The sequence below is a fragment of the Modicisalibacter coralii genome (assembly GCF_004117855.1).
GTDB lineage: Bacteria > Pseudomonadota > Gammaproteobacteria > Pseudomonadales > Halomonadaceae > Modicisalibacter > Modicisalibacter coralii.
Window position 1 is genome coordinate 1 of sequence record NZ_QWBW01000013.1, and the last position, 23,553, is coordinate 23,553.

Here is a 23,553-nt window from a genome sequence, read left to right on the forward strand (position 1 = left end):
CTCACGGTCGATGCCGAGGAACTGGCGCAGCTCGACCGCTATGAACACCTGGGCGTGCGCTATCGTCGGATACAGACCACCCTGGCCGATGGCCGGCGCGTATGGCTTTACGACCGGCTGACGCCCCCTGAATCCTGAGCGGGACGGCCATGCGTTGTGGCCCTTCGGCCGCCCCCGTAGAATGGACGGCATCATCAACCCTTGAAAATCAAGGAGTCGGCGTGTCCGCTCTGACGCTCTATCACAACCCGCGCTGCTCGAAATCCCGCGACGCCCTCAAGCTGCTCGAGGCGCGCGGCGTCGAATTCCAGGTTCACCGCTATCTCGACGATCCCCTGCCCAGGGCGCAACTCGAGTCGCTGGCCGCGCGCCTCGACACCCCGCTCGAATCGCTGCTGCGTGACAACGAGACGGAATGGAAGGCTCTCGCGCTGAGCTCTCCGTCCCGCGACGAGATACTGGCGGCGATCGCCGAGCACCCGCGGCTCATGCAGCGACCGATTCTCGATCGTGGCGACAGGGCGGTCATCGGTCGGCCGCCGGAAGCGATACTGGCCCTGCTCGCCGACGACTAGAACCTGGCACGCCCACGGCCCGCACGACACGGGACCGTCGGTGCCGAACACTCTTTCCGACTGGCCGGCTGGCCGTCGCAACGACAAGGAATGCCCATGAGTTCGTCACGCCCCTTCGTGCTGGTGCTGTACTACTCCCGTCATGGTGCGACGCGCCTGCTGGCCGAACAGGTCGCGGCCGGCATCGAGAGCAACGCCGGCATCGACGCCCGGCTGCGCACGGTACCGCCGGTGTCGGCGACCTGCGAGGCCGTCGATCCCGAGATCCCCGACGAGGGCGCGGTCTTTGCCACGCTCGACGACCTGCGCGAGTGCGCCGGCCTGGCCCTCGGCAGCCCGACGCGCTTCGGCAACATGGCCGCGCCGCTCAAGTACTTCCTGGACGGGACCAGCGAGCTCTGGCTCGGCGGCACCCTGGTCGACAAGCCGGCCACCGCCTTCACCTCCACGGCGAGCCTGCACGGCGGTCAGGAGGCCACCCTGCTGACCATGCTGATTCCGCTGCTGCACCACGGCATGGTCTATGCCGGCGTGCCCTACAGCGAACCGGGGCTGCTGGCGACCACCAGTGGCGGCACGCCCTACGGCACCAGTCACGTTGCCGGGGGGCGCAGCGATCGCAGCGTCGACGACACCGAACGCGAGCTGGCCCAGGCCCAGGGGCGGCGGATCGGGCGACTGGCCAAGGCACTGCAGGGGCTGACGGAGGCGCGCCGATGACGGGCGACGCCGCGACGCCTGCGACCCATCAGGACCAACGCCTGCGTCAGGCGCGCCGCGTGGTGATCGGCAGCTATGCGGCATTGATCGTGCTGCTGTGCCTCGGCGGCTGGCTGCTCAAGAGCCAGCATCAGGTGGGCTGGGGGCCGATCCTGGTCCGCCTCCTGCCGCTGGTGCTGCTGCTGCCGAGCCTGTTGACCCGCCGCCCGCGCGGTCACCTCTGGCTGGCCTTCGTCAGTCTGCTCTATCTCATGCAGGGGGTGATGATCGCCTCGCTGCCGGACAAGCTCTGGCTGGGCGGGCTCGAGATCGCCGCCGCGGCGGTGCTGTGTGTCGCCAGTGCGCTCTATGCGCGCTGGCGCGGGCGGCAACTGCGCTCGTGAGACCCTCGAGCGCGCTGATCCTGGCGATGCTCGCGTTGAGCATCGCCAGCAGTCTGATGCACTGGCCGCTGTGGCCGGCGGCGATTCTCAGCTGGCTGGCGACCCTGCGTCTGGCCCGTCAGTTGCCACGGGCCTCGCGCCGCCAGGCGTTGGCCCTGGGCGGTGCCGGCGTGGTGTTCTGGGCCGTCGCCCTGGTCCGCGGCACGCCGGTGACGCTCCTGCATGCCCTGGCGATCAACCAGACGCTGCTGATGATGTTCGCCGGCGTGAGCTTTCTGTCGATGGCCGCGCCCAGCGTGCCGACCCGGGCCGACACGACACAGCGCGACAGTTTCTGGGGCACGCTGTTCGGCGTGCACCTGTTCGGCGCCGTGATCAATCTCTCGGCGCTGTTCCTGTTCGCCGACCGCATGCAGCACGACCGACGGCTTTCCCGGCGGCAGGCGATGGTGCTGGGCCGCGCCTTTCCCGCGGCGGCGGCCTGGTCGCCGTTCTTCGTCGCCATGGGCGTGGCCCTGACCTATGCCCCGGGGCTCGAGTTCACCGCCCTGCTGCCCTGGGGGCTGGCCTGCGCGCTGGCCTTGCTGACCCTGGTCGCCCTGGACACCTTGCGCGTCAAAGGGCCTTTCACGGGCTACCCGCTCGAGGCACGCGCCCTGGTGCTGCCCGGCGTTCTCGCCCTCGCCGTTCTCCTGCTTCACACCGCCTGGCCGACGCTGGGCATCCCCTTGATCATCAGCATTGTCTCCCCGCTGGCCGCCCTGCTGCTGGCGCCGGCACGCGAGCGCCGCTCCCGGCTGCGTCACCAGCTCGACCACGGGCTGTCACGGCTGATGCCGCAGTTCGCACTGTTTCTCGCCGCCGGGGTACTGTCCAGCGGCCTCAGCGCCCTGCTGGCGAGCTGGCCGGAGGGCCCGGCACTGCCGTTCACGCACTTCGGGCATCTACAGGCCTGGTTGACCCTGGGGGTGATCGTGGCACTGGCCTTCGTCGGCATCCACCCGCTGGTCGGCGTGACGACCCTGGCGCCGCTGCTCGCCTCGCTGCATCCCGACCCCACGCTGCTGGGCATGGTCTTTCTCATGGGCTGGGCGCTGGGGACCGGCAGCAGCCCGCTATCGGGCAGCAATCTCGTGTTGTGTTCGCGCTATGGCGTCGCGCCCCGGGAGATGCTGCGCTGGAACCTGCCCTACGCGATCGTCGGCTGGCTGGCCTGCGGGGCGATCCTCGGCGTGCGTGCGGCATTGTCCTGATCACGGCCTCTCGACGCGCCGGGCTCGGGTGCCTATGTTGTGAAGGTCCCGGGGGCGATCGGTGGCAGGACTGACATCCCGGTCGTCGGCGGCGAACGCCGCAATAACAAGACAACAAGGAGTGACTCATGAAGCGCATGCTCTCCCTGCTCGCCCTGGCGAGTCTGACGGGCGGCCCCGCGACGATCGCTCAGGCCGATGACATCGACGACGCCATCCACTATCGGCACGCGGCCATGGAAGTGATCGCCTGGCAAATGGTGCCGATGTCCCGGATGGTCAAGGGCGACATCGACTACGATGCCGAGGCGTTCGCCGAGCGTGCCCGACGTGTCGCCGACCTGGCGCCGCTGCCCTGGGAAGGGTTCATCGCGGACTCCTACGATCGCCAGGGCACCCATGCGTTGCCCGACATCGCCGCTAATCGCGATGATTTCGATGCCAAGGCGCAGGCCTTCGAGGACGCCGCCGTGCAACTGGCCGAGGTCGCCGGCGACGGCAGCTTCGATACGGTGCGGGCCCGCTTCGCCGAGATGGCGCGCAGCTGCAAGGCATGCCACGACGACTACCGTGCCGATTGAGTCGCCGCCGGGTCAGGCCCACTCCAGAATGGCCACCAGCACCGCGACGGCCAAGGCGGCGACGGCCCAGGCCCGCCAGCCGGATACCGGCTGGTTCTCGCCATCCTTGACGGCACCAGAGAGCCGCTTGCGTCCGGTGACCATCGCCACGACCAGCGCCTCCCCCCGGAGTCGGTGAAGCACGATCGCCGCCAGGTGGATGCCCACCAGCACGAACAGCGCGTTGCCGTTCCAGTGGTGCAATGCCACCAGGATCTCCTCGAGGCGCCCGCCCAGCTTGCCGGCCAGCGGTGCCGTGAACAGCACTTCGTCGCTCATCACCAGCCCCGAGGTAACCTGAAGGCTCAGCGACAGCAACAACAGTAACGTCATCCAGCCGCCCAGCGGGTTGTGGCCGACATACCGGTCGGGATGGCGCCGAAACCAGCCCGCGGCGTAGCGCGCCACGACCCGTGGCGAGCGCAGCAAGGCGCGCAGCCGGGCGTGCCGGCTGCCGACGATACTCCACGACCAGCGAAAGACCAGCAGCACCAGAATGGTGTAACCGGCGCGCGCATGCCATTCGATGGGGAACAGCAGGGGTTCGCCACTGGTCTTCACCGTGTACCAGGAGACCAGGATGCTGGCGACCAGTATCCAGTGGAACAACCGGATGGGGACGTCCCAGGCTTTCAGCGTCTTCATCGTCACTCCTCGTGGCCACGCCCTCGATCGGTAGAACCGGCCCCGTTCCCCTCATCGAGGGAGTATAGCCGCGACGTCCCGGGGGCACCGGATGAGGTGCGTCAGGTGAAAATAGCGCCCGGCATGATCTCGATGCGGGTCATCGGCCCTTGACAGAGGGTGATTCGGGCCCGCTACGCTTGAGCCTCCCGGCATCACGGGCGATGATGAGGAAAACCTCAGGAGAGCGCCATGAACACCGACATTGCCGATGTACGACGCGACTACAGCGGGGACCACCTCGATACCGAGAGCACGCCGGACGCGCCGCTCGAGCTGTTCCAGAGCTGGCTGACACTGGCGCTGGAGCGCGAGAACGACGATGCCAACGCCATGACCCTGGCCACCGTCGACAGCCTGGGACTCCCCCATGCGCGCATCGTGCTGCTCAAGGGCCTCGATGAGCGCGGCTTCGCCTTCTACACCAGCTATCAGAGTCACAAGGGCGCAGAACTCGCCAATGTGCCCCACGCCGCCCTGGTCTTCTGGTGGCCGGTCCTGCAGCGCCAGGTCCGCGTCGAGGGCCGGGTCGTGCAGGTCGAGGACGGCGAATCGGACCGCTATTTCCAGAGTCGCCCGCGGGCCAGCCAACTGGGTGCCTGGATCTCCCAGCAGGGCGTGGAGATTCCCGACCGCGAATGGCTCGAGGAGCGTCGCCACCGCTTCGAGCAACTCTACACCAGTCAGGATGTCGATCGCCCGCCACACTGGGGCGGTTACCGGGTCGAACCCGAGATCATCGAATTCTGGCAGGGGCAGGCCGACCGGCTCCACGATCGCCTGCGCTATCGCCGCCAGGACGATCACTGGAGCAAGGTGCGTCTGGCGCCCTGAGCCGTCGGGCGCGCGCCGGATCGAAAAAACGCCCGGCCAGGCCGGGCGTTTTCGTCAGCGACATTCGCTCGGGGTTCAGCCCTGGATGTCGGCGGTCCACTCCTTGACCACGTCCGGGTGCTCGTCGACCCACTTCTGGGCATTTTCGTACGGGTCGGAGCCTTCCTTCTGGTTCATCAACATGACCTCGCCCATCTGCTCGGGCGTCCAGTGGAAGTTGTCGAGGAATTCGTACACCGCCGGCATGTCTTCCTCGAGACCCTGGCGCACGATGGTATTGATGTGCTCGGCATCGCCGTAGACGTTCTTGGGATCGTCGAGATACTTGAGATCCCAGCGCGAGAACATCCAGTGCGGGGTCCAGCCGGTGACGACGATGTCCTCGTGGTTCTGGATCGCCGACTTGAGCGCGGCGGTCATGGTCGCGCCACTGCCGCTGCGCAGCTTGACGTCGCCCTGCAGGCCGTAATCGTCGATCACGTCCTCGGTCAGGCCCATCAGGCCGGCACCCGGGTCGATGCCGATGATCTCGCCGCCGTAGCTGTCCGCCTTGTCGTCGAGCTGCTCGATGGAATCGATGTCGGTATAGGCGGGAACCACCAGACCCAGCTTGGTGCCGTCGAGATTGGCGCCCAGGTCGACGACCTTGTCCTTGGTCTGTTCGTAGTAGTTCTTGTGCGTGGTCGGCAACCAGGCGGCCACCATGCCATCGGCATCGCCATAGGCCACGGCCTGCCACATCGCGGCGGCCGACAGCGAGGACATCTTGACGTCATAGCCCATGTCCTCGAGCACCGCGCGCACCACATTGGTGGAGGCGACCTCGGAAGCCCATTCGACGTAGGCCAGGGTCACGGTGCCCTTGCTGTCGTCCTGCGCGTGAGCCAGTCCGCTCATGCCCAGGCCGGCAACCATCATCAGCGAACCGAAACGCACGGCGCGTGACATCGTATTGAACGCTTTCATCACTTTCCCCTTCTTCTTGGTTGAGTGTGAGGGCGGCCCGCCGTCACGCTTCGGGCCGCCCCGACCCTGCATGAATCATGCAAGAGTCGGTCCAGGCGTCTTATTCACTGCTTCATTGCGCCTTCTTGGTCTTGCGGAACGACTGAGTCAGGCGATCGAGCAGCATGGCCAGGATGACCACCGCGATCCCCGCCTCGAAGCCATCACCCGGGCGCAGCCGCTGGATGGCCTTCCAGACCTCGTTGCCCAGACCATCGGCACCGATCATGGCGGCAATCACCACCATCGACAAGGCCAGCATGATGGTCTGGTTGATGCCGGCCATGATGGTCGGCAGCGACAGCGGCAACTGGACCTTGAACAATTTTTGCCCGCGTGTCGAGCCGAAGGCATCGGCCGCCTCGATCAATTCCTTGGGAACCTGGCGAATGCCCAGGGTGGTGAAGCGGATCGCCGGCGGCATGGAGAAGATCACCGTGGCGAAGATCGCCGACACCGAGCCGATGCCGAAGAACGGAATCGCCGGAATCAGGTAGACGAAGGCCGGCATGGTCTGCATGAAATCGAGCACCGGCATGATCACGCCGTAGAGACGGTCCGACAACGCCCCCGCGATGCCCACCGGCAGTGCGATGACGATCGCCACCAGGGTCGCGATCACCACCAGGGTGAGCGATTCGATCATCGGGAACCACAGACCCATGTTCCAGATCAGTCCCAGGCCGAGCAGCGAGCCGATCGCCAGGCGGATGCCCGACAACCGCCAGCAGAGCAGCGCGATGAGCGCCATCAGCGACCATTCGGGCATCCACGCCAGGGCGTCGTTGAGCGCATTGATACCGGTCTGGGTGACGTGGGAGATGCCCCGGGTGACCGAGGAAAACTGCGTCGTCAGGAAGTCCAGTCCACTCTCGATCCAGTCGCCGAGAGGAATACGGGGAATATCGATAGCCATCAGCGTTCTCCAGATTCAGCCAGTTCCGCCAGCACGGCACCCTTGACCACCACGCCGAGCAGGCGCTGGTCCTCGTCGACTACGGCGATCGGATAGCTCTTCTCGCTGAACATCGCGAAGAGGTTGTGCAGGGGCTCGTCGGGGCCGACCCGCGGGAAGTCGTCGTGGATGAGCGACTTGATGGACTGCGCCCCGTCCTTGGCGGCCTGGTCGACGGCGTCCACCTCCACCAGGCCCAGCAGCTTGCGCTCGCGATTGGTGACGTAGATCGAGTCGAGGCTGTTCTCGCGGAGCTTGTGCAGGATGGTACGCGGGCCGTCGTCCTCGCGGGCGGTGGCACGGACCGGCCGCATGGCATGGCGTGCGGTGAGAATCCGCGACATGTCGACGCCCTCGATGAAGCGCGCGACATAGTCGTTGGCGGGCTTGGTGAGAATCTCCTCCGGCTTGCCGATCTGCACGATCTCGCCGTCCTTGAGCAGGATGATGCGATCGCCGATGCTCAACGCCTCATCGAGATCGTGGGTGATGAAGATGGTGGTTTTCTTCATGCGATGCTGGAGTTCCAGCAGTTCCTGCTGCATGTCCTTGCGGATCAACGGATCGAGTGCCGAGAAGGCCTCGTCCATCAGCAGCACGCTGGAATCGTTGGCCAGTGCCCGGGCCAGGCCGACACGCTGCTGCATGCCGCCGGAGAGCTGGTTGGGCAAGGCGTCTTCCCAACCGTCCAGACCGACCTGCTTGAGGGACTCCCGCGCCTTGTTGGCGCGCTCCTCCTTGTCGATGCCGCGGATCTCGAGACCGTACTCGGCATTCTGCTGCACCGTGCGATGGGGGAACAGCGCGAAGTTCTGGAAGACCATCGAGAAGTGCCGACGACGGCACTGCAGCAGCTCTTTCTCGTTGAGCTGAGGGATGTTCTCGTCGTCGATGATGATGTCGCCCTCGGTGGGCTCGATCAGTCGGTTGAGACAGCGGATCAACGTCGACTTGCCGGAGCCGGAAAGGCCCATGATCACCAGGAGTTCCCCCTCCTGGACATCGAAGCTGATATTGGACAGACCCAGCGTCTGGCCGGTCTTGTCGAGAATCTCCGGGCGCTTCAGGCCCTGGTCGCGCAACTCGAGCGCCTTCTTCGGCTGGCTGCCGAAGACCTTGCTCAAGCCGCGTACCTGAATCTTGATCGTTTGGGATTCGCTCATCGGCTTTGCCTGTTTTTCGTCGTGACCTGTTCTCGTTGTGTCGGGGGCGATCGCCAACGATTTTCCATTGAAATCGTTACCCCTTTTTTTCATAACGATTGATTATGATTTTTCACGCATCGTACATTCTTATTAAACGGGCTTCAAATCAGAAGATCTGATGATTGATCAACGGTTCAATAACCCGTTGGCTCAACCATGCGCCTTGGTGAGCATTCCCCGATCAGTACAGTGAGTTCTCGAGACGGTGGCGTTGCCAGTCGCTGCTCGGTTCGTTGAGCCTCAGCGAGGCATCAATCACCTGCTCTTCCATGTTGTAGCGGCAGGTAAAGCCCAGCTGCTTGAGCAGGGCGCGCATCGGGCCATTGTCGACCATGATCTTGCCGGTCATCTCCAGCGTGCCCAGCCCCCGGGAATAGCGGATCATCTTTTCCATCAGCAAGCGCCCCAACCCGTGGCCATGCAGGTCGTCGCGAATGATGATCGAGAACTCGGTGCGGATGTTGTCGGGGTCGTTCCAGACCCTGACCACGCCGAGCATTTCCTGGCTGCCGTCGTCGCGCCGGTGCTCGGCGATGAAAGCCATCTGGCGGTCGTAGTTGATCTGGGCCAGCGTCGACAGGTCGCGCTGGGACAGGTCCGCCTTGTTGTGGAAGTAGCGAAAGCGGATGCTTTCCTCGGAGAGCCGGTCGTGGAAGGCACGGATCAGGGGGGCATCCTCGCCGCGGATGGGGCGTATCTCGACGGCCATGCCATCGTCGAGGGTCAGCCACTCACGCAATTCTTCAGGATAGGGCATGATCGCGTGGCGCGCCGGTTCACCCAGATCCATGGCGAAATCCACCGCGACCAGGCCATCGCGATTGAGCAGCAGCGGGTTGAGTTCGAGCCCGCGCAGTTCCGGCAGGTCGGAGGCCATCTGCGAGAGCTTGACCAGCAGTTGGCAGAGCCGCTCGATGTCGCGGTCGGGGGCCCGGGAATGCTCGAGTATCAAGCGCGCGGCGTGGGTACGCCGGATCAGTTCATCGGCCAGCGTCATGTTCAACGGCGGCAGCGCGACGTGGCGATCGGCCAGCACGTTGACCTTGTAGCCGCCGATGCCGAAGACGATCACCGGCCCGAAGACCGCATCGCGGGTGATGCCGGCGCACAGCTGCATCGAATGCTTGCCGCGCTGCATGCTCTGCAGGCAATAGCTGTAGACCGGGCTGTCGGGAAACTTCTCGCGGACCTTGTCGCCCAGCTGGCGGACGCCCTCGGCGACCTGCTCGGGGGTTTCCAGGTCCTGCAGCAGCCCCGCCGAGAGCTTGTGGGGGTGCTGGCGATAGCGAAACGGCAGGCAGTTGTGCGCGTGAACCACCTTCAGCGCCAGGCGTCCGGAGAGCTGGGCCGCGGCCTCGGCAGCCTGATCGGGATCGAAGACGTAGCGACTGGGTGCCGCGGGAATACCGTAGGCGGCGAGCACGTCGGCGGTTTCCTCATGGGTCAGGCGGTCGCGGCCGCGTTCCTTGGCCGACTCGATCAGCCGGTGGCAGCGCTCGCGGATCGCCGGCGTGGTGGTGAACGGCAGACTCGGCGGGGTTTCCTGCAACAGCGCCTGAACGCGCTGGTAGTCGACCATGTGCATGAAGGCCTTGATCGCCTTCTCCGGCGAGATATAGGTCGGGATCCCGGCGAGATTGCACTCGTGACGGGCCGACAGCGCCTCTTCCAGCCCCATCCAACTGGTCAGCAGATTGCGCTTGAAGCGCTTGCGGTTGGCGACCAGCGCCTGTGCGGTGGTTCGCGACGGCGCCAGGCGGGTCGGCGCATGGACGACCAGCACCGCATCGGCCCCGGGATCGGCGGCGACGATCTCCAGGGCCTCGACGAAACGTTCGGGCGTGGCGTTGCCGCCCAGGTCGACGGGATTGCGCCCGGGCAGGCTGATATCGAACTCGCCGGCGGTGAGCGCTTCCCGGGTGGCATCGCTGAATTCGGCGAGTTGACCGCCGGCACTGATCAGCTTGTCGATCGCCAGCAGGGCCGGCCCCAGTCCGTTGGCGACGATCGCCAGGCGGTCGCCGCGCAGCGGTTTCATGCGTGACAGGGTTTCCAGGGCGTCGAACAACGCGTCGGAATCGTCGACCCTGACCACCCCGGCACGCGCGAGCGCGGCGTCGATGACCACGTCGCGGTTGGCGATGCCCGGCGTGGGCGGCGCCTGGGACAGGTCGGAGCGTGGCGTGCGGCCACTCTTGATCGCCAGAACCAGGCGATTGCGCGAGGCGTCGCGCAGCGCGGTCATGAAATGCTGGGCGTCGTGGATACGCTCCAGGTGCAGCAGCATCGCCTGGCAGGGCGAGTACTGGTTGATGTAGTCGATCAGGTCGGGAAGCATCACGTCGACGCTGTCGCCCAGGGTGGCCAGGTGCGAGAAGCCGATGCCCCGCCCCGCCGCCCAGTCGATCATGGCGTTGCCGAGCATCCCCGACTGGCCGAGATAGGCGACCCGGCCCGCCTTGACCGGCTGGCTGGCGTAGGTGGCGTTGAGCCGCCGGCCGGGCACGATCATGCCCATGCACTCGGGGCCGAGCACGCGGATCCCCGAGCGACGCGCCGCCGTCAGCATGCGCTCGCGGATGGAACCGCCGTGGTGCGGCCGGTCGTCGAGATGGGCGCCACCCGAGAGTACCATGGCCGCCCGCACGCCGAAGCGGCCGAGCTGTTCGATCAGTCCCGGGACACTGGCCACCGGGGAGCAGATCACCGCCAGATCGGGGACCTGCGGCAGGTCGGCGACCCGGCGCACGCAGTCGCAGCCATGGACCGACGCATAGCCCTTGGGATTGACCGCCCAGAGGGTGCCCGGAAATTGGCTGTCGGTGAGGTTACGAAGCACCAGACCGCCCATCGAATGGGTCTTTTCGGAGGCGCCGATCACCGCAATGCTGCGTGGGTCAAAGAAATACCGTAGAAAGCGCGTACTCACGATGCTCTCCTGCCTCGCCCTTGCCTCGAGAATGTTCCCTGTGTACGACTTATTGCCAGTGTCGTGCAAGCCTCGTCGCCGATTACCGTGGAACCGCTCGCCGCCGGAGACAGCCCCTCATGATCACCGCTTTCATCAGTCACCCCTACTGTGATCGTCACCACATGGGGCCGGCGCACCCGGAAAGCCCCCAGCGGCTCGAGTCGATCCGCTCGCACATGGCCCTGGCCGGGGTGCTGCAGCAGACCATGCAGGCGGATGCCCGCCAGGCCAGCGACGAGCAGATCTCGCGCATTCATCCGCTGCGTTATCTCAAGGCGCTGGCGCGCTGCGTGCCCGATCAGGGGCTGATCAACCTCGACAACGATACCTTGATGAATCCCGATAGCCTCAAGGCGGCGCGGTATGCGGCCGGGGCCGCCGTCGCCGGGGTCGACCGCGTCTTCCGCCATCAGGCCGACAACGTGTTCTGCGCGGTACGGCCACCGGGCCACCACGCCGAGCTCAGCGAAGCGATGGGATTCTGCTTCTTCAACAACGTCGCCGTGGCCGCCGCTCACGCCCGGGCACAGTACGGGATCCGGCGCGTGGCGATCATCGACTTCGACGTCCACCAGTGCAACGGCACCATCGATATCTTCGGTGGCGATCCGGACACCCTGATCTGCACCAGTTACCAGTACCCCTTCTATCCGTGGCGCTACCTGCGCCCCGAGTTCGACAACGTGGTCGATACCCCGCTGGAGGCGGGTTGCGACGGCGCCACCTTCCGTGCCCGGGTCGAGCGGGACTGGCTGCCGGCCCTGCAGGCCCACCGCCCCGAACTGGTGCTGGTCTCCGCCGGGTTCGATGCCCATCGCGACGACCCGCTGGCGGACATCTGCCTGGACGAGACCGACTATCACTGGGTCACCACCCTGCTCATGGACGTGGCGAGAAGCCATGCCGACAACCGGCTGGTCTCGGTGCTCGAGGGGGGCTATTCGCTCGAGGCCCTGGGGCGCAGCGCGACCGCCCACGTCCGGGCACTGCTCGGCCAGCCCTACGTCATGCCGTGAGTCTGGCGCGGGAGGTTTCTCGGTCCCGGGAAACCTCGCCGGCCCCCAGTCGCCGGCGACCACGTGCGTGGCGCGAATGGCACGGCCCGGCGAGGCGAGTGTGGTAGCATGACGGGAAATTTTGTTTCCTATCGTGAACCGCCGCCATGTCCAACACCGATCAGGATGCCGCTCTGCGCATCGCCTCGGGTCGCAAGCCCTTCGTCGAACCGCTACGCCTCGGCGAGCGGCTCAAGGAGATTCGTCTGGCCAACCAGTGGACGCTCGAGGACGTCAGCCAGCGCACCGGCCTGGCCCGTTCGACGCTGTCCAAGATCGAGAACGGCCAGATCTCGCCGACCTTCACGGCGGTGCAGAAGCTGATCCAGGGCCTGGACATCGACCTGCCCCAGTTGCTCAGCACGCCGAAGGCCCAGACCCGTACCATGGGGCGACGCGACCTGACGCGTTCCGGGGACGGCCAGCGCCACCCCACCCCGACCTACGAGCACGAACTGCTGTCCCATCAACTGGCACAGAAGCGCATGATCCCCTTCAAGACCATCGTCCGGGCCCGGCGCTTCGACGAATTCAGCGAGTGGGTCCGTCACGACGGCGAGGAGTTCCTGATCGTCCTCGACGGCAGCATCATGCTCTACACCGAGTTCTACGAGCCGGTGCCGCTCGACGCCGGCGACAGCATCTATTTCGACAGCGACATGGGCCACGCCCTGGTGTCGATGAGCGAGCAGGATGCCATCGTGCTGTCGGTGTGCACGCGGGCGGACGCCGGCTGAGCGCCCGCCTGTCTCGCATTCAGCGCGACTCGCCGGCCAGCTCCTCGCGAACGATCTCCCGGGCCGGCTCGAGGCCGTAGCGAGCCCGCGACCAGGCATACATCGCCAGCCCCACCAGCATGGCGACACCGAAAACCGCCCACTCCACCGGCGTGAGGGCCGAGGGGCTGCCGGGCAGATAAAGCACCACCATCCCCAGGCCCAGCAGTACCGCCACGCCACCCACCACGAGCCCGCCGGGTACCCGAAAGGGCCGCGGCATCGCCGGCTCGCGCAGGCGCAGCACCACGAAGGACAGCGCCACGCACAGGTAGGCGATGACGATGCCCAGGCCGCCGGCGTCGACCAGCCAGACCAGGGCCGGACGCCCGAAGAACGGCGCCAGGCTGGAGAACGCCCCCATCAGCAGGATGGCGTTGACCGGCGTGCGATGACGCGGATGCAGCTTGGCCAGGAAGGCCGGCAGCATGCCCGACGCGGCCAGTGCGTAGATGGCCCGCGAGCCGCCCACGTAGAAGGCGTTCCAGCTGGTGATGATTCCCGCGACGCCGGCCAGTACCATCAGCTTGCCGGCCCAGGGTGCATCGAAGACCGCCTGCATGGCAGCCGGCACCGCCAGCTTGCTGTCGGCCAGGGCCTGACTGTCGAGCATCAGCGAGGTGCCGAGAATGATCAGGGCGTACCAGAACACCGCCAGGATCACCGAGAACATCAGCACCCGGCCGATCTCGCCAAACGGCAGGTCGATCTCCTCGGCCGCCTGCGGGATCGCATCGAAGCCCACGAACATGAACGGCACCATGACGATCACCGTCATGATCCCGCCGACCACCCCGGCCTGGGTATTGAACAGCGGCTGCATGGTGGCCGTGTCACCCTCGAACAAGGCGCCGGTGATGAACATCACGCCGACCACCAGGATCAGCAGCGTGACCAGTTTCTGGACCAGCGCCGCGGTGCGAATCCCCAGGTAATTGACGCCCATCATGATCAGCGAGCCGATCACCCCGACCGCCACCCAACTGGCGGTGACCTCCCAGCCGGCGATGGTCCACAGATGCCCGGCCGAGTACCCCGGAAACAGGTTCTCGAACACCGTCGGCAAGGCGACGGCTTCGAAGGCGACCACGCTCACATAGCCCAGCACGATCGACCAGGTACAGAAGAACGACGGAAAATGCCCCAGGGCGCGGTAGCTGTAGACGTGCTCGCCACCGACCCGCGGCATCGCCGAGGCGAGCTCGGCGTAGGTCAGGCCGACCAGCACGATCGCCAGGCCACCGAGGATGAAGGCCGTGATCGCCCCCAGGCTGCCGGCCGAGGCGATCCAGCGTCCGGTCATCACGATCCAGCCCCAGCCGATCATCGCCCCGAACGCCAGGGCCAGAACATCCTTGCGGGCGAGCACGCGGACCAGTTGGTGGGAAGACGTATCCCCTGTCATAGTAATTCTCCTTGTGTCGGGAATGACCAGCGGCCTCTCGTTCGAGTGCGCCGCTATTCTCGAAAGGTAGAAACCGCCGCCGGCCGCCGCCACGATAGTGTCGCCGCTCTGGATGGCACATCGCTCAGGAGAACCGCATGTCCGCCCCCTCATGCACTGCCCGCCGTCGCTTTCTCCGCGGCCTGGGCCTTGCCGGCCCCGCCCTGGCAATCGTTGCGCTGCTCGGCGGGCGCTCGGTATACGCCGAGCGGAAACCGGCCATCGGCGACAGCGACGGCGGCGAGGCCGACCTGAGGCGCCAGGTGGGTCACTTGAGGGCCTTCCGCGCCGCGCTGGGCGAGTGATCCCGCATCGGGCAGCCCTGTCGTCATTGCCTTTTTGTTATGCTGGGCGCACTTTCATCACCCGGAGCCGCCTGCTATGGACCATCTGGACAACGCCACCCGCGACGCCATCGAGGCTGCCGCCTTCCGGCGTCTCCTCGAGCACCTGGACGCCAACAAGGACGTCCAGAACATCGATCTGATGATCCTCGCCGACTTCTGTCGCAATTGCCTGTCCAAGTGGCTGGCCGCCGCCGCCGAGGAGCGCGGCGAGACCCTGGATTACGAAAGCGCCCGCGAGTACGTCTACGGCATGCCCTACAGCGACTGGAAGGCCCACTATCAAGCGCCGGCGACACCCGACCAGCTGGCGGCGCTGGAAGCCCGCCAGAGTCGCAAGCAGAAGGACGACGCATGAGTACCGATCGCGACGCTTTCGTGCCGCTGAATATCGCGGTACTGACCATTTCCGACACCCGTACCGAGGACACCGATCGTTCCGGCCAGGCGCTGGTCGAATGCCTGAGCGAGGCTGGCCACCAGCTCGCCGAGAAGCGCATCGTCGTCGATGACGTCTATCGAATCCGCGCGGTGGTCGCCGAGTGGATCGCCGATGCGCGCGTCCAGGTGGTGCTGACCACCGGGGGCACCGGCTTCACCGGCCGTGACTCGACCCCCGAAGCGGTTGGCGTGCTGCTCGACAAGACCATCGAGGGTTTCGGCGAACTGTTCCGTCACCTCTCCTGGCAGGAGATCGGCAGCTCGACCATCCAGAGCCGCTGCCTGGGCGGGCTGGCCAATGCCACCGTGGTGTTCTGTCTGCCGGGCTCGACCGGAGCCTGTCGCACGGCCTGGGACGGCATCCTCCGTGAACAGCTCGACAGCCGTCACCGGCCCTGCAACTACGCCAATCTGGTGATCCCCGGACGAGGCCAGCATGGCTGAGTTGCAGAGCGTCGAACGGGCCCTGGCCGCCCTGCTCGACGGCGTCGCGGCGCTGCCCGCCGAGCCCCTGTGCGTCGAGCGGGCGGCCGGGCGCGTGCTCGCCGAGCCGGTGGTCGCACGCCTCGACGTGCCGCCCGCCGACAACAGTGCCATGGACGGTTACGCCCTGCGCGCGACCGATGCCGGCCGCACCCTGCCGATCAGTCAGCGGATCGTTGCCGGCCGCGCTACCGAGCCGCTGGCGCCGGGCACCTGTGCGCGCATCTTCACCGGCGGCGAGATTCCCGACGGCGCGGACTGCGTGGTCATGCAGGAAGTCGTGAACGTGGCGGGCGACAGCGCGATGCTGCCCGCCGACATCCCCGCCGGCGACAACGTGCGGCGTCGCGGCCGCGATGTCAGCGTCGGTCAGCCGTTGCTGGCGGCCGGAACGCGGCTCGAAGCCGCGGCCCTGGGGCTGCTGGCGGGCCAGGGCATCACCCGGGTGGCGGTCAGGCGACGGCCCCGCGTCGCCCTGCTCTCTACCGGCGACGAGCTGATCGAGCCCGGCGAGCCGCTTGCCCCCGGGCAGATCTACAACTCCAACCGGCCCATGCTGGTGCGTCTGCTCGAACGCTTCGGCGCCGAGGTAGTGATGGCCGTCCACGTTGCCGACGATCCGGCGACGACGCGCGAGCAGCTGCAGGCGGCGGCCGAGCGGGCCGATGTGGTGGTATCGACCGGCGGGGTCAGTGTCGGCGAGGAGGATCACGTCAAGCAGGCGCTGGAGGCGCTCGGTCGGCTCGATCTGTGGCGGCTGGCGATGCGCCCCGGCAAGCCGCTGGCATTGGGGCGGCTGGCGGGGAAGGACACGCAGATGGTTCGCTTCGTGGGGCTGCCGGGCAATCCGGTGTCGAGTTTCGTCGGCGCCTGGCTCTACCTGCGCCCTCTGATCGGCGCCCTGCTGGGCTGCCCCCGACTGAATGAACTGCCACGGCTCGTCGCGCGTGCTGCCTTCTCGACGCGCACCCAGGCGCGCCGGCACTACATGCGGGTGAGTCTCGAGTTCACTACGCATGGGATCGTTGCCCGGGCGTTCGCCGATCAGAATTCCGCGGTGCTCACGTCCTGTGCGGCGGCGGATGCGCTGGCGGTGATACCCGCCCACAGCGTGGTCAACGAAGGCGACGCCATCGAATGCCGGTGGCTCGTCGACGATTGAACGCCGTTCACACGCCGAGTGCGTCGTTGAGCGCCGGCCACAGGGCGTTGAAGTCGCTTTCCAGCGCCGGATAGTCCGCCTCGACCCAACTCACCAGGCCGGCGAGCCGGTTGGGGCCGGACAGTCGGCGGCCGAGGCCGGCCATTGCCCGACAGGTGAAGGCGAGTTCGGCGTAGCGTGACAGCCAGTCCTCGGCGATCAGGGCGGGCACCAGGCGCGCCAGGCGATCGGGGGCTTCGCCCGACGCCAGGACCCGATAACAGCGCTCGATCAGCGCCGCATCGGCATGGTCCCGGGCGACGAAGTGATCCCAGACCATGTCCAGCGCGATGCCCGCATAGCGCCGTCCGGGACGAGGCGCCCTGGCGCGCGCGCCGAGAACCACGGGGTGCCGGTCGACCCAGGCATCCACGCGCCGATGGTGGCGGATGCCGGCGGCGACATCGGCGGGCCACGCTTCCAGATCGCGCCCCTTGACCCCGTCGGCGATCAGGTTGCCGTAGAGAAAATCATCCGAGCCGCCGCGGGCCAGCCAGCCATGGGCGAGAAAGTTCACGGCGTGCCTCGGCCCTGGACGAAAACTGCCCGTGCTCGGCGACTTTTCATATAAGCCTAGAGACAGTTGGTCGGTTTGGGCAGGCCGGCGAGACGCGCCGCCACCTTGGCCGGACTGTCGGGAAACAGCCGCATCAGGTGCAGCGAACGCCCCTTTTCCGCGCCGAGTTCCAGCCCCACCGCCTTGACCAGCGGACGCATTGCCGGGGCCGCCTCGTAGCGGGCATAGAAGGCGCGCAACACCTCGATGACCTCCCAGTGATCGGCGGTCAGTTCACGCCCCTCCTCGGCGGCCAGCGCCTCGGCCACGGCGGGCGTCCAGGCCTGGAGATCGACCAGATACCCTTCCGGGTCGAGCGCCACCTCGCGCCCGTCGACGACCAGATGACGTGTCGGGTTGGTGGCTGCCATCAGTACCAGCTCACGGTGCGTTGGGTTTGCGCGGTCAGGTCGACGAATTCGGCCATGTCGACCATCGCGATCCAGGGGGCGCAGTGTTCGACCAGCCCCCGCGACACGAGGTCCTCGCGCAGGGCGAAGCAGCGCCCCTCGAGCGCGGCGTACAGGTCCGCCTGGGGCGCCACGGCGCCGTAGACCGCGGACTCGATGAGCAACAGCCGATCGTGCGCGCCCATCGCCCGCAGTGCGTCCTGCGGGACCTGGCTGCTGGCGGGCGAACGGTTGAGGAGATGCAACAGCATGTCGACAGGCTACCTGGCTGGGGTCAGAAATTGAAAACGGCGGCGCTGCCGGCGATCAGGGCGGGCAGTGACTCGACGTCCACCGGCGCCGCCGTCCAGCCGAGCGCGTCGGGCGTCAGCCCGCGACGCTCCAGCGAATCGCGATCCACGCGGATGTCCTCGATGTCGTACATGGCGAGCATGTCGAGGGTGGGATGCGTCCCCTTCTGCCCCAGGGCACCGGCACTCTGGCCGGGGCGCAAGGCCTCGACGCCGTCGCCCAGGAACAGCAGCGTCACGCGCTGGCCGAACGCCGCCGCCACCAGCGCCACGTCGAGCCCTTCGCGCAGCCAGCTGCTGTCGTGGGGGGCGTGGCGCAGGATCACCAGCATCGCGGGCGCGGTTTCCTCGCTCATCTCGGCTCCTCAGGGCGAAAACGTGACCAGCCGGTCGTGATCGACCGCCGCCTGGACCAGCTGCCCCAGCCCGGTCAGCACGAAGGGCGCTTCGAGGCTGTGGGCCGGCTTGCCGTGTCGTGCGGCCTCGCCCTCGTCGATCAGGCCGCGGCGCAGGGCGGCAGCGATGCACACCAGCAGTTCACAGCCGTGCTCGCTGGCCAGTGCCTGCCAGCCTTCCCGCAGTTGCGGTTCGTCCTGGGGGGGCGCGGCCAGTCGCGAGGCATTGTAGACCCCGTCGTGATAGAAGAACACGGTTTGCAGCCGATGCCCGGCAGCGATGACCGCCCGCGCGAAGCGCAGCGCGGAATGCGCCGCCTGGTGGCTGTAGGGGCCGCCCTGGACGACGACGGCGTAGCGCAACGGTGCGTTCTGCAAGCTGAACTGACTCCCTGAATGCAAATGGCCCCGTCATCGCGACGGGGCCGGAAGCACGACGTTACCCCGACGCTCAGTCGTCGCTCATCACGCCCAGCAGCGACAGCAGGCTGATGAACAGGTTGTAGATGGACACGTACAGGGTCACGGTGGCGAGGATGTAGTTGGTTTCCCCGGCGCGGTGCACGATCTCGCTGGTCTGGTAGAGGATCACGGCCGAGGAGAACAGCACGAAGCCGGCCGAGACCGCCAGGGCGAGCGCGCCGATGTTGAAGATCATCGCCACGACCATCGCCAGGATCAGCACGATCGCGCCGGCCATGAGGAAGTTGCCGAGGAAGCTGAAGTCCTTGCGGGTCACCAGTGCCACCGCGGAGAGACCGACGAAGGTGGCGCCGGTCATGGCCAGCGCGGTCATCACCAGTTGCGCCCCGTTGGGCACCGACAGGTAGAGGCTGAGGATGGGGCCCAGCGTGAAGCCCATGAACCCGGTGAAGGCGAAGATCGCCGCCAGGCCCGCCGCGGAGTCGGCGGTCTTGTGCACCAGGAACATCAGGCCGTAGGCGCCGATGAAGAAGATCAGGATGTTCATCTGGCCGACACCCAGGGCGACGGCCACCGCTGCGGTGACTGCCGAGAACAGCAGCGTCATCGCCAGCAGCATGTAGGTATTGCGCAGAACCTTGTTGGTCGCCAACGCCGACTCGCGGCGATCGGTGACCTGGGACGATTGATAGGCCATGTGCTCGGACTCCTGTGGGATCGAATACTGCACGATTGGACCTAGCATGCCGACTGCGAGTTCCCTACGCAAGCCCGCTGCGAACGCGACGGTTGACGCTTTTCAGGCGTCCCCGTCAGTCGGCGAGCCTGGCCAGACTTTCGCTCAGCGGTTCGACATGCAGATGCTGCGTGGTGAAGGCGCCGGTATCGATGTAGCGAACGTTACCCAGATTGGTCGGCCGTTCGAGAATCGAGTGGCCGACGATCACCGCATCGATGCCGGCGACCGGCCGCGTATCCCAACCCGCCAGTCGCTGCCGCGCCCAGACGAGATGCCGGCGCAGCATGGAGTCGGCCTGCTCGATATCCCGCCAGTCATCCGGCGGTTCGGCGTGAACGATGCCGATCCGCGTCGCACCGAGCGCCACTTCGATGGCGTAGGGCATCCTCGCCAGCGCGGCATCGACCAGCGCCTGCAGCGATACCCGATCTTCCTTCAGTGCCCAGCGCCCGCCGTTTTCCAGCCACAGCGGCCAGGCGCCGTTGTCGAGGGCGTCCTGCGCGAGGCATTCGTGGTTGCCGCGCACGGCGTGGAACCAGGGTTCGAAGACCAGCTTCAGACACGCCGGTGAATCCGGGCCGCGATCGACCAGGTCGCCGACGCTGAACAGACGGTCGCGGGCCGTATCGAAACCGAGCCGGTCCAGGGCCGCCATCAGCAGGCCATGACAGCCGTGGATGTCACCGACGACATAGTCGGTACCGTGGCGATTGGGGGCGAAGCGTTCGATCATCGTGTCTCGGGCAGACGGTGCCGGTTGAGGTCGGTCGCCACGCATGGCGTACCGCGATCGATGATGGCGGAGGTCGGGTGGGGGCGTGCAACGGCCCCGGCGCAGGCCGGGACCGAGCGACCGGCGTCAGGTCTTCTTGTCGCCGGTGAGGTTGATCTTGAGGGCAATGCCGGCATTGGTGCGGACATTGTTGAGCTCCAGCGCATGCTGAGTCATGTCCGCTTCGAGCTGCTTGAAGGCCTCGGCGTCATCGCGCTGCATGGCCAGCAGCTGGTTCTCGGACAGATTCTTGGAACCGAGATAATCCTTGCCGGTCTTGCGCAACGCGGTACCGACTTCCCCGGCGACCATGTCGTGGAAGTTGGTCTCGTCTTCGCCAGCGTTCTGAATCGTGATCTCCATGGCGTCTCCTTTTGCCATTCTGGAATGGGTCTCGCATCCGGCGAGAGCGTTCAGGACTGAGGCTGTACACGCGCCTCGTAGTGCGCCGGCACATCGCCGACCTCGGGATGGTAACGCGGGTCGGTCACCGTCAGCCGGGCATCGTCGGTATCCACGCGGCGGTGAATCAGCACGTCACCCTTGTCGATGTCGTGCAGCGCCTCGAGGATGACGGTGTCGCCCGTGACCGTGCCATGCACGGGACCCAGCCGCTCACCCGAGGACGATTTCTCGATGAGGAGCGTGTCATTCTGAGGGTTCTCGGTTTGCATATGCCTCTCCGTGGCCGTTTCGTTTCAGAGCTTGCCGTAGAACGCGTCGACTTCCTTCTTGGCCTCTTCGCGCTCCATGCCGTGGCGCTCCTGGAGCTTGCCGACCAGCTTGTCGTATTCGCCGCCGATGACGTCGAGGTCATCGTCGCTGAGCTTGCCCCAGCGCTTCTTGGCTTCGCCCTTGAGCTGATTCCAGTTGCCTTTGACCTGATCCGAGTTCATGACTGTCTCCTTGTCTCGCTCATGTGGGCAGCCTTCTTGGCTGCTCATGGATTACCCTAGCAGGCCTGCCGCGAGTTCGCCTAGGGTTTGCGCCACCGTCCGCCGAGATCTTCGGCGTCGCGTCCCGCCAACGGGAAGAGCGATCTGCCATCGCCCCGCCATGGCCAGCGCAAACGAAAAAGGGAACCAGCCAAATGGCTGATTCCCTGGAATAAAGTGGCGGGGCACGCGGGATAGCGATGAGAACTACGTTTGCTCTATAGCCCTCCATGCCCCTCTAAAATAGACTGGCGACCTATCCAGATGCCGTGAGCAACACACAAGGATCATCCTCCGGCGTGAGGATTGTGGTGCGTAGCTTTGCGCGTGTAACGCTTACGCGGAAATTCTGTCGAGCCTGCACCATCGGCCCGGCAGCAATATTCTCACGCACGATCCGGTCGAAGTTGGCCACGACCTTGCCTTTCGCACGCCTTGGCCATCCCTCGAAGATAATGACCTCATCGAATTGCTTCCCCTTGGCCTTGTGCATATTCATCACCACCACGCCGGTTTCCGGCTTGTGCGCCGTGGCAAAATGCTCCTGCACAAAGGATTGCCGCGTGATGGCAAGAGCATTGAGATAGCCGCCGGTATCTCGCCAATCTTGAGTTAAGCCCTGCCGAAGCTGGGTGCCGCGCTCGAGCAGGCGGACGTTGCGAACGTCTCCAGCTATCGCCCGCAATCTCGCACAACCGCCGGCCTCCAACGCCGCGCGGATCGCAGCCCAATCGCGGTCAGGATCGCCGGTCAAGCCAAGCTCTAGGGCGGTCGCATAAACCGCCGCAGTCGCGTTCAGCACGGAGTTTTTGGGAGGTGCCTTCCCCACTGCCAAGCACTGATTCCATTTCCCGAGCGCTGCATTGAGACGCGCCGCTTCCGTCAGATCGCCCGCTGTCGGCGCTGCGCCACCCCGGCCATGGTAGTAACTACAGAGCAGGTCCAAGAATTCGTCGAAATGGCCGGCATGACGCCCCTGTTGAAGCAGGAAGGCTACGATCTCCGCCGCGAGAATCGGCCCATCCATATCAACGGCCGCCGTATGTCCGATTGCTGGCACCTGCCCAAAGGGCTCACGCAACACATCCGACACCAACCGGGTCATCTTCTTCGTAGGCACAAGGATCGCGAGCGACCAATTAGGTTTGCCGCTGTCTATCAGCCGCTTACGTGCTTGGAGCACATGACCAACCAAGCTAGCAAAGGCTTGGTTCTGGTTCGATTTAAACCCCTGAAAAGCGATGCCACTGTAGTTGCTTTGCCGGAATTTCCCGCTCAGCACATCGTTACCGAACAGGGCGATTTCGGTGCCTTTGCTGCGGTGGTTGTCTCCGGCTAGGTCATGTTCTGAGGGGTGAAACGCGGCGCGAAAATGATCCAAGCGTTCGGGGTCAGCACCGATAAAGTCGAATATCCGCTGCTCGGGATCAGCCAGTGCGATTAGTGTGCTGTTCGCGCCAAGCGCCTGGACTACACGCCATTGATCCGCGCTAGTGTCCTGAAACTCATCGAGGATGATAAATGGATACATGGTTGAGATCAGTGTCCGAACCTTCGCCGAACCATGCAGCAACGTCGCAACCCGGTCGGCGAAAAGATCGAAACAGACCCGGCCTTCCTCTTTCGCCAGACGGTTCCGTTCAGCCTCTTCGCGCGCTTTCTTTTCGGCCTTCTCCGCGTCACTGAGCTTGGAGTTGGCCTTGTAGCCACTCCGCACCGCCGATAGGGCGATGGCCTCGTTAGGTGGTGTCAGGATCGCCAGCCGGCGCGGAAAGCCTACGAGATAGCCGTGCGTCTTGAGGATGCGCCAGAAGAACGCATGGTAGGTGTCCACCTCAATACGTCGCTTTTCGTCTCGTGAAATCCGGCTTTCTTCATCCATGGCCTCCAGGACGCGGGATACGGTTGCACGGGCGAAGCTGAGAAAAAGGATACGTTGCTCCGGTCGCAATGCCTCACGCGCGATCTTCGCTGCCTTGAGGATAGAAACCGTGGTCTTGCCCGATCCGGGGCCGCCGGTGACGAGTTGATAGCCGTCCGTGGCAAGCACATCCTGTTGGGCCTTCGTCAACTCGACCATAGCA

At 65.8% G+C, this 23,553-nt stretch carries 29 protein-coding genes; 12 read left to right on the forward strand and 17 right to left on the reverse strand.

What is annotated here, in order from left to right; genetic code table 11:
* Window positions 1-221 precede the first annotated feature (221 nt).
* From arsC to D0901_RS08235, 5 genes are all read left to right on the forward strand, one after another.
* A complete protein-coding gene (gene arsC / locus D0901_RS08215) occupies window positions 222-575 on the forward strand; it encodes an arsenate reductase (glutaredoxin) (RefSeq protein WP_129139824.1) in 354 nt (117 codons plus the stop codon).
* Window positions 576-671: 96 nt separating this feature from the next.
* Complete coding sequence (gene wrbA, locus D0901_RS08220) at window positions 672-1,295, forward strand: NAD(P)H:quinone oxidoreductase (RefSeq protein ID WP_129139825.1); 624 nt, start codon at window positions 672-674, stop codon at window positions 1,293-1,295.
* On the forward strand, window positions 1,292-1,678 hold the full coding sequence (locus D0901_RS08225) for a DUF2069 domain-containing protein (protein ID WP_129139826.1): 387 nt from the start codon (window positions 1,292-1,294) through the stop codon (window positions 1,676-1,678). Before wrbA ends, D0901_RS08225 begins: the two co-directional genes overlap by 4 nt.
* On the forward strand, window positions 1,675-2,931 hold the full coding sequence (locus D0901_RS08230; protein WP_224417051.1) for a hypothetical protein: 1,257 nt from the start codon (window positions 1,675-1,677) through the stop codon (window positions 2,929-2,931). Before D0901_RS08225 ends, D0901_RS08230 begins: the two co-directional genes overlap by 4 nt.
* Window positions 2,932-3,059: 128 nt before the next feature.
* A complete protein-coding gene (locus D0901_RS08235; RefSeq protein ID WP_129139827.1) occupies window positions 3,060-3,512 on the forward strand; it encodes a c-type cytochrome in 453 nt (150 codons plus the stop codon).
* A 12-nt stretch (window positions 3,513-3,524) separates the two neighbouring features.
* On the opposite strand, the gene D0901_RS08240 is transcribed toward D0901_RS08235, so the two are convergent.
* Entirely contained in the window at window positions 3,525-4,196 is a 672-nt protein-coding gene (locus D0901_RS08240; RefSeq protein ID WP_129139828.1) for a cytochrome b/b6 domain-containing protein, read from the reverse strand.
* A gap of 231 nt (window positions 4,197-4,427) precedes the next feature.
* On the opposite strand from D0901_RS08240, the gene pdxH reads away from it, so the two are divergent.
* Complete coding sequence (gene pdxH, locus D0901_RS08245; protein WP_129139829.1) at window positions 4,428-5,069, forward strand: pyridoxamine 5'-phosphate oxidase; 642 nt, start codon at window positions 4,428-4,430, stop codon at window positions 5,067-5,069.
* A 75-nt stretch (window positions 5,070-5,144) separates the two neighbouring features.
* Here the strand turns inward: pdxH and D0901_RS08250 are convergent, their stop codons facing one another.
* The 4 genes from D0901_RS08250 to D0901_RS08265 all read right to left on the reverse strand — a co-directional run bounded on the left by D0901_RS08250 (window position 5,145) and on the right by D0901_RS08265 (window position 11,163).
* Window positions 5,145-6,035, reverse strand: a complete 891-nt coding sequence (locus D0901_RS08250) for a glycine betaine ABC transporter substrate-binding protein (RefSeq protein ID WP_129139830.1) — start codon at window positions 6,033-6,035, stop codon at window positions 5,145-5,147.
* Window positions 6,036-6,147: 112 nt separating this feature from the next.
* Window positions 6,148-6,990, reverse strand: a complete 843-nt coding sequence (locus D0901_RS08255; RefSeq protein ID WP_129139831.1) for an ABC transporter permease — start codon at window positions 6,988-6,990, stop codon at window positions 6,148-6,150.
* Window positions 6,990-8,192, reverse strand: a complete 1,203-nt coding sequence (locus D0901_RS08260; RefSeq protein ID WP_129139832.1) for a quaternary amine ABC transporter ATP-binding protein — start codon at window positions 8,190-8,192, stop codon at window positions 6,990-6,992. The genes D0901_RS08255 and D0901_RS08260 overlap by 1 nt, the downstream gene beginning before the upstream one ends.
* 223 nt (window positions 8,193-8,415) lie before the next feature.
* Window positions 8,416-11,163 (reverse strand): bifunctional acetate--CoA ligase family protein/GNAT family N-acetyltransferase, encoded by a 2,748-nt coding sequence (locus D0901_RS08265; RefSeq protein ID WP_129139833.1) that lies wholly within the window; start codon window positions 11,161-11,163, stop codon window positions 8,416-8,418.
* Between the two features lie 119 nt (window positions 11,164-11,282).
* Here D0901_RS08265 and D0901_RS08270 point away from each other — a divergent pair, with 119 nt between their 5' ends.
* Window positions 11,283-12,221, forward strand: coding sequence for a histone deacetylase family protein (locus tag D0901_RS08270; protein WP_129139834.1), 939 nt, complete (start codon window positions 11,283-11,285; stop codon window positions 12,219-12,221).
* Window positions 12,222-12,367: 146 nt separating this feature from the next.
* A complete protein-coding gene (locus tag D0901_RS08275; RefSeq protein ID WP_129139835.1) occupies window positions 12,368-12,997 on the forward strand; it encodes a helix-turn-helix domain-containing protein in 630 nt (209 codons plus the stop codon).
* 19 nt (window positions 12,998-13,016) lie between these two features.
* On the opposite strand, the gene D0901_RS08280 is transcribed toward D0901_RS08275, so the two are convergent.
* The gene (locus D0901_RS08280; protein ID WP_129139836.1) at window positions 13,017-14,441 is read right to left on the reverse strand and encodes an APC family permease; all 1,425 of its coding nucleotides are present in this window, start codon (window positions 14,439-14,441) and stop codon (window positions 13,017-13,019) included.
* Window positions 14,442-14,578: 137 nt separating this feature from the next.
* Between D0901_RS08280 and D0901_RS08285 the strand changes: the two genes are divergently transcribed.
* The 4 genes from D0901_RS08285 to D0901_RS08300 all read left to right on the forward strand — a co-directional run bounded on the left by D0901_RS08285 (window position 14,579) and on the right by D0901_RS08300 (window position 16,910).
* A complete protein-coding gene (locus tag D0901_RS08285) occupies window positions 14,579-14,785 on the forward strand; it encodes a hypothetical protein (protein ID WP_129139837.1) in 207 nt (68 codons plus the stop codon).
* Between the two features lie 76 nt (window positions 14,786-14,861).
* The gene (locus D0901_RS08290; protein WP_129139838.1) at window positions 14,862-15,182 is read left to right on the forward strand and encodes a DUF1244 domain-containing protein; all 321 of its coding nucleotides are present in this window, start codon (window positions 14,862-14,864) and stop codon (window positions 15,180-15,182) included.
* The gene (moaB, locus tag D0901_RS08295) at window positions 15,179-15,709 is read left to right on the forward strand and encodes a molybdenum cofactor biosynthesis protein B (RefSeq protein ID WP_129139839.1); all 531 of its coding nucleotides are present in this window, start codon (window positions 15,179-15,181) and stop codon (window positions 15,707-15,709) included. Before D0901_RS08290 ends, moaB begins: the two co-directional genes overlap by 4 nt.
* Window positions 15,702-16,910 (forward strand): molybdopterin molybdotransferase MoeA, encoded by a 1,209-nt coding sequence (locus tag D0901_RS08300; RefSeq protein WP_129139840.1) that lies wholly within the window; start codon window positions 15,702-15,704, stop codon window positions 16,908-16,910. The genes moaB and D0901_RS08300 overlap by 8 nt, the downstream gene beginning before the upstream one ends.
* Window positions 16,911-16,917: 7 nt before the next feature.
* On the opposite strand, the gene D0901_RS08305 is transcribed toward D0901_RS08300, so the two are convergent.
* The 11 genes from D0901_RS08305 to D0901_RS08355 all read right to left on the reverse strand — a co-directional run bounded on the left by D0901_RS08305 (window position 16,918) and on the right by D0901_RS08355 (window position 23,549).
* Window positions 16,918-17,466 (reverse strand): acyl carrier protein phosphodiesterase, encoded by a 549-nt coding sequence (locus D0901_RS08305; protein ID WP_129139841.1) that lies wholly within the window; start codon window positions 17,464-17,466, stop codon window positions 16,918-16,920.
* A gap of 56 nt (window positions 17,467-17,522) precedes the next feature.
* A complete protein-coding gene (locus D0901_RS08310; protein WP_129139842.1) occupies window positions 17,523-17,876 on the reverse strand; it encodes a TusE/DsrC/DsvC family sulfur relay protein in 354 nt (117 codons plus the stop codon).
* Window positions 17,876-18,166 (reverse strand): sulfurtransferase complex subunit TusB, encoded by a 291-nt coding sequence (gene tusB / locus D0901_RS08315; RefSeq protein ID WP_129139843.1) that lies wholly within the window; start codon window positions 18,164-18,166, stop codon window positions 17,876-17,878. The genes D0901_RS08310 and tusB overlap by 1 nt, the downstream gene beginning before the upstream one ends.
* Window positions 18,167-18,189: 23 nt before the next feature.
* Complete coding sequence (locus D0901_RS08320) at window positions 18,190-18,561, reverse strand: DsrE family protein (protein WP_129139844.1); 372 nt, start codon at window positions 18,559-18,561, stop codon at window positions 18,190-18,192.
* A 9-nt stretch (window positions 18,562-18,570) separates the two neighbouring features.
* Window positions 18,571-18,963 (reverse strand): sulfurtransferase complex subunit TusD, encoded by a 393-nt coding sequence (gene tusD / locus D0901_RS08325; RefSeq protein WP_129139945.1) that lies wholly within the window; start codon window positions 18,961-18,963, stop codon window positions 18,571-18,573.
* 88 nt (window positions 18,964-19,051) lie between these two features.
* On the reverse strand, window positions 19,052-19,720 hold the full coding sequence (locus D0901_RS08330) for a Bax inhibitor-1/YccA family protein (protein ID WP_129139845.1): 669 nt from the start codon (window positions 19,718-19,720) through the stop codon (window positions 19,052-19,054).
* 115 nt (window positions 19,721-19,835) lie between these two features.
* Entirely contained in the window at window positions 19,836-20,495 is a 660-nt protein-coding gene (locus tag D0901_RS08335) for a metallophosphoesterase (protein ID WP_129139846.1), read from the reverse strand.
* Between the two features lie 126 nt (window positions 20,496-20,621).
* Entirely contained in the window at window positions 20,622-20,897 is a 276-nt protein-coding gene (locus tag D0901_RS08340) for a hypothetical protein (protein WP_129139847.1), read from the reverse strand.
* A gap of 50 nt (window positions 20,898-20,947) precedes the next feature.
* Window positions 20,948-21,208, reverse strand: coding sequence for a hypothetical protein (locus D0901_RS08345; protein WP_129139848.1), 261 nt, complete (start codon window positions 21,206-21,208; stop codon window positions 20,948-20,950).
* 24 nt (window positions 21,209-21,232) lie between these two features.
* On the reverse strand, window positions 21,233-21,430 hold the full coding sequence (locus tag D0901_RS08350; RefSeq protein ID WP_129139849.1) for a CsbD family protein: 198 nt from the start codon (window positions 21,428-21,430) through the stop codon (window positions 21,233-21,235).
* Between the two features lie 295 nt (window positions 21,431-21,725).
* Complete coding sequence (locus tag D0901_RS08355) at window positions 21,726-23,549, reverse strand: UvrD-helicase domain-containing protein (RefSeq protein WP_129139850.1); 1,824 nt, start codon at window positions 23,547-23,549, stop codon at window positions 21,726-21,728.
* Between the last annotated feature and the right edge of the window lie 4 nt (window positions 23,550-23,553).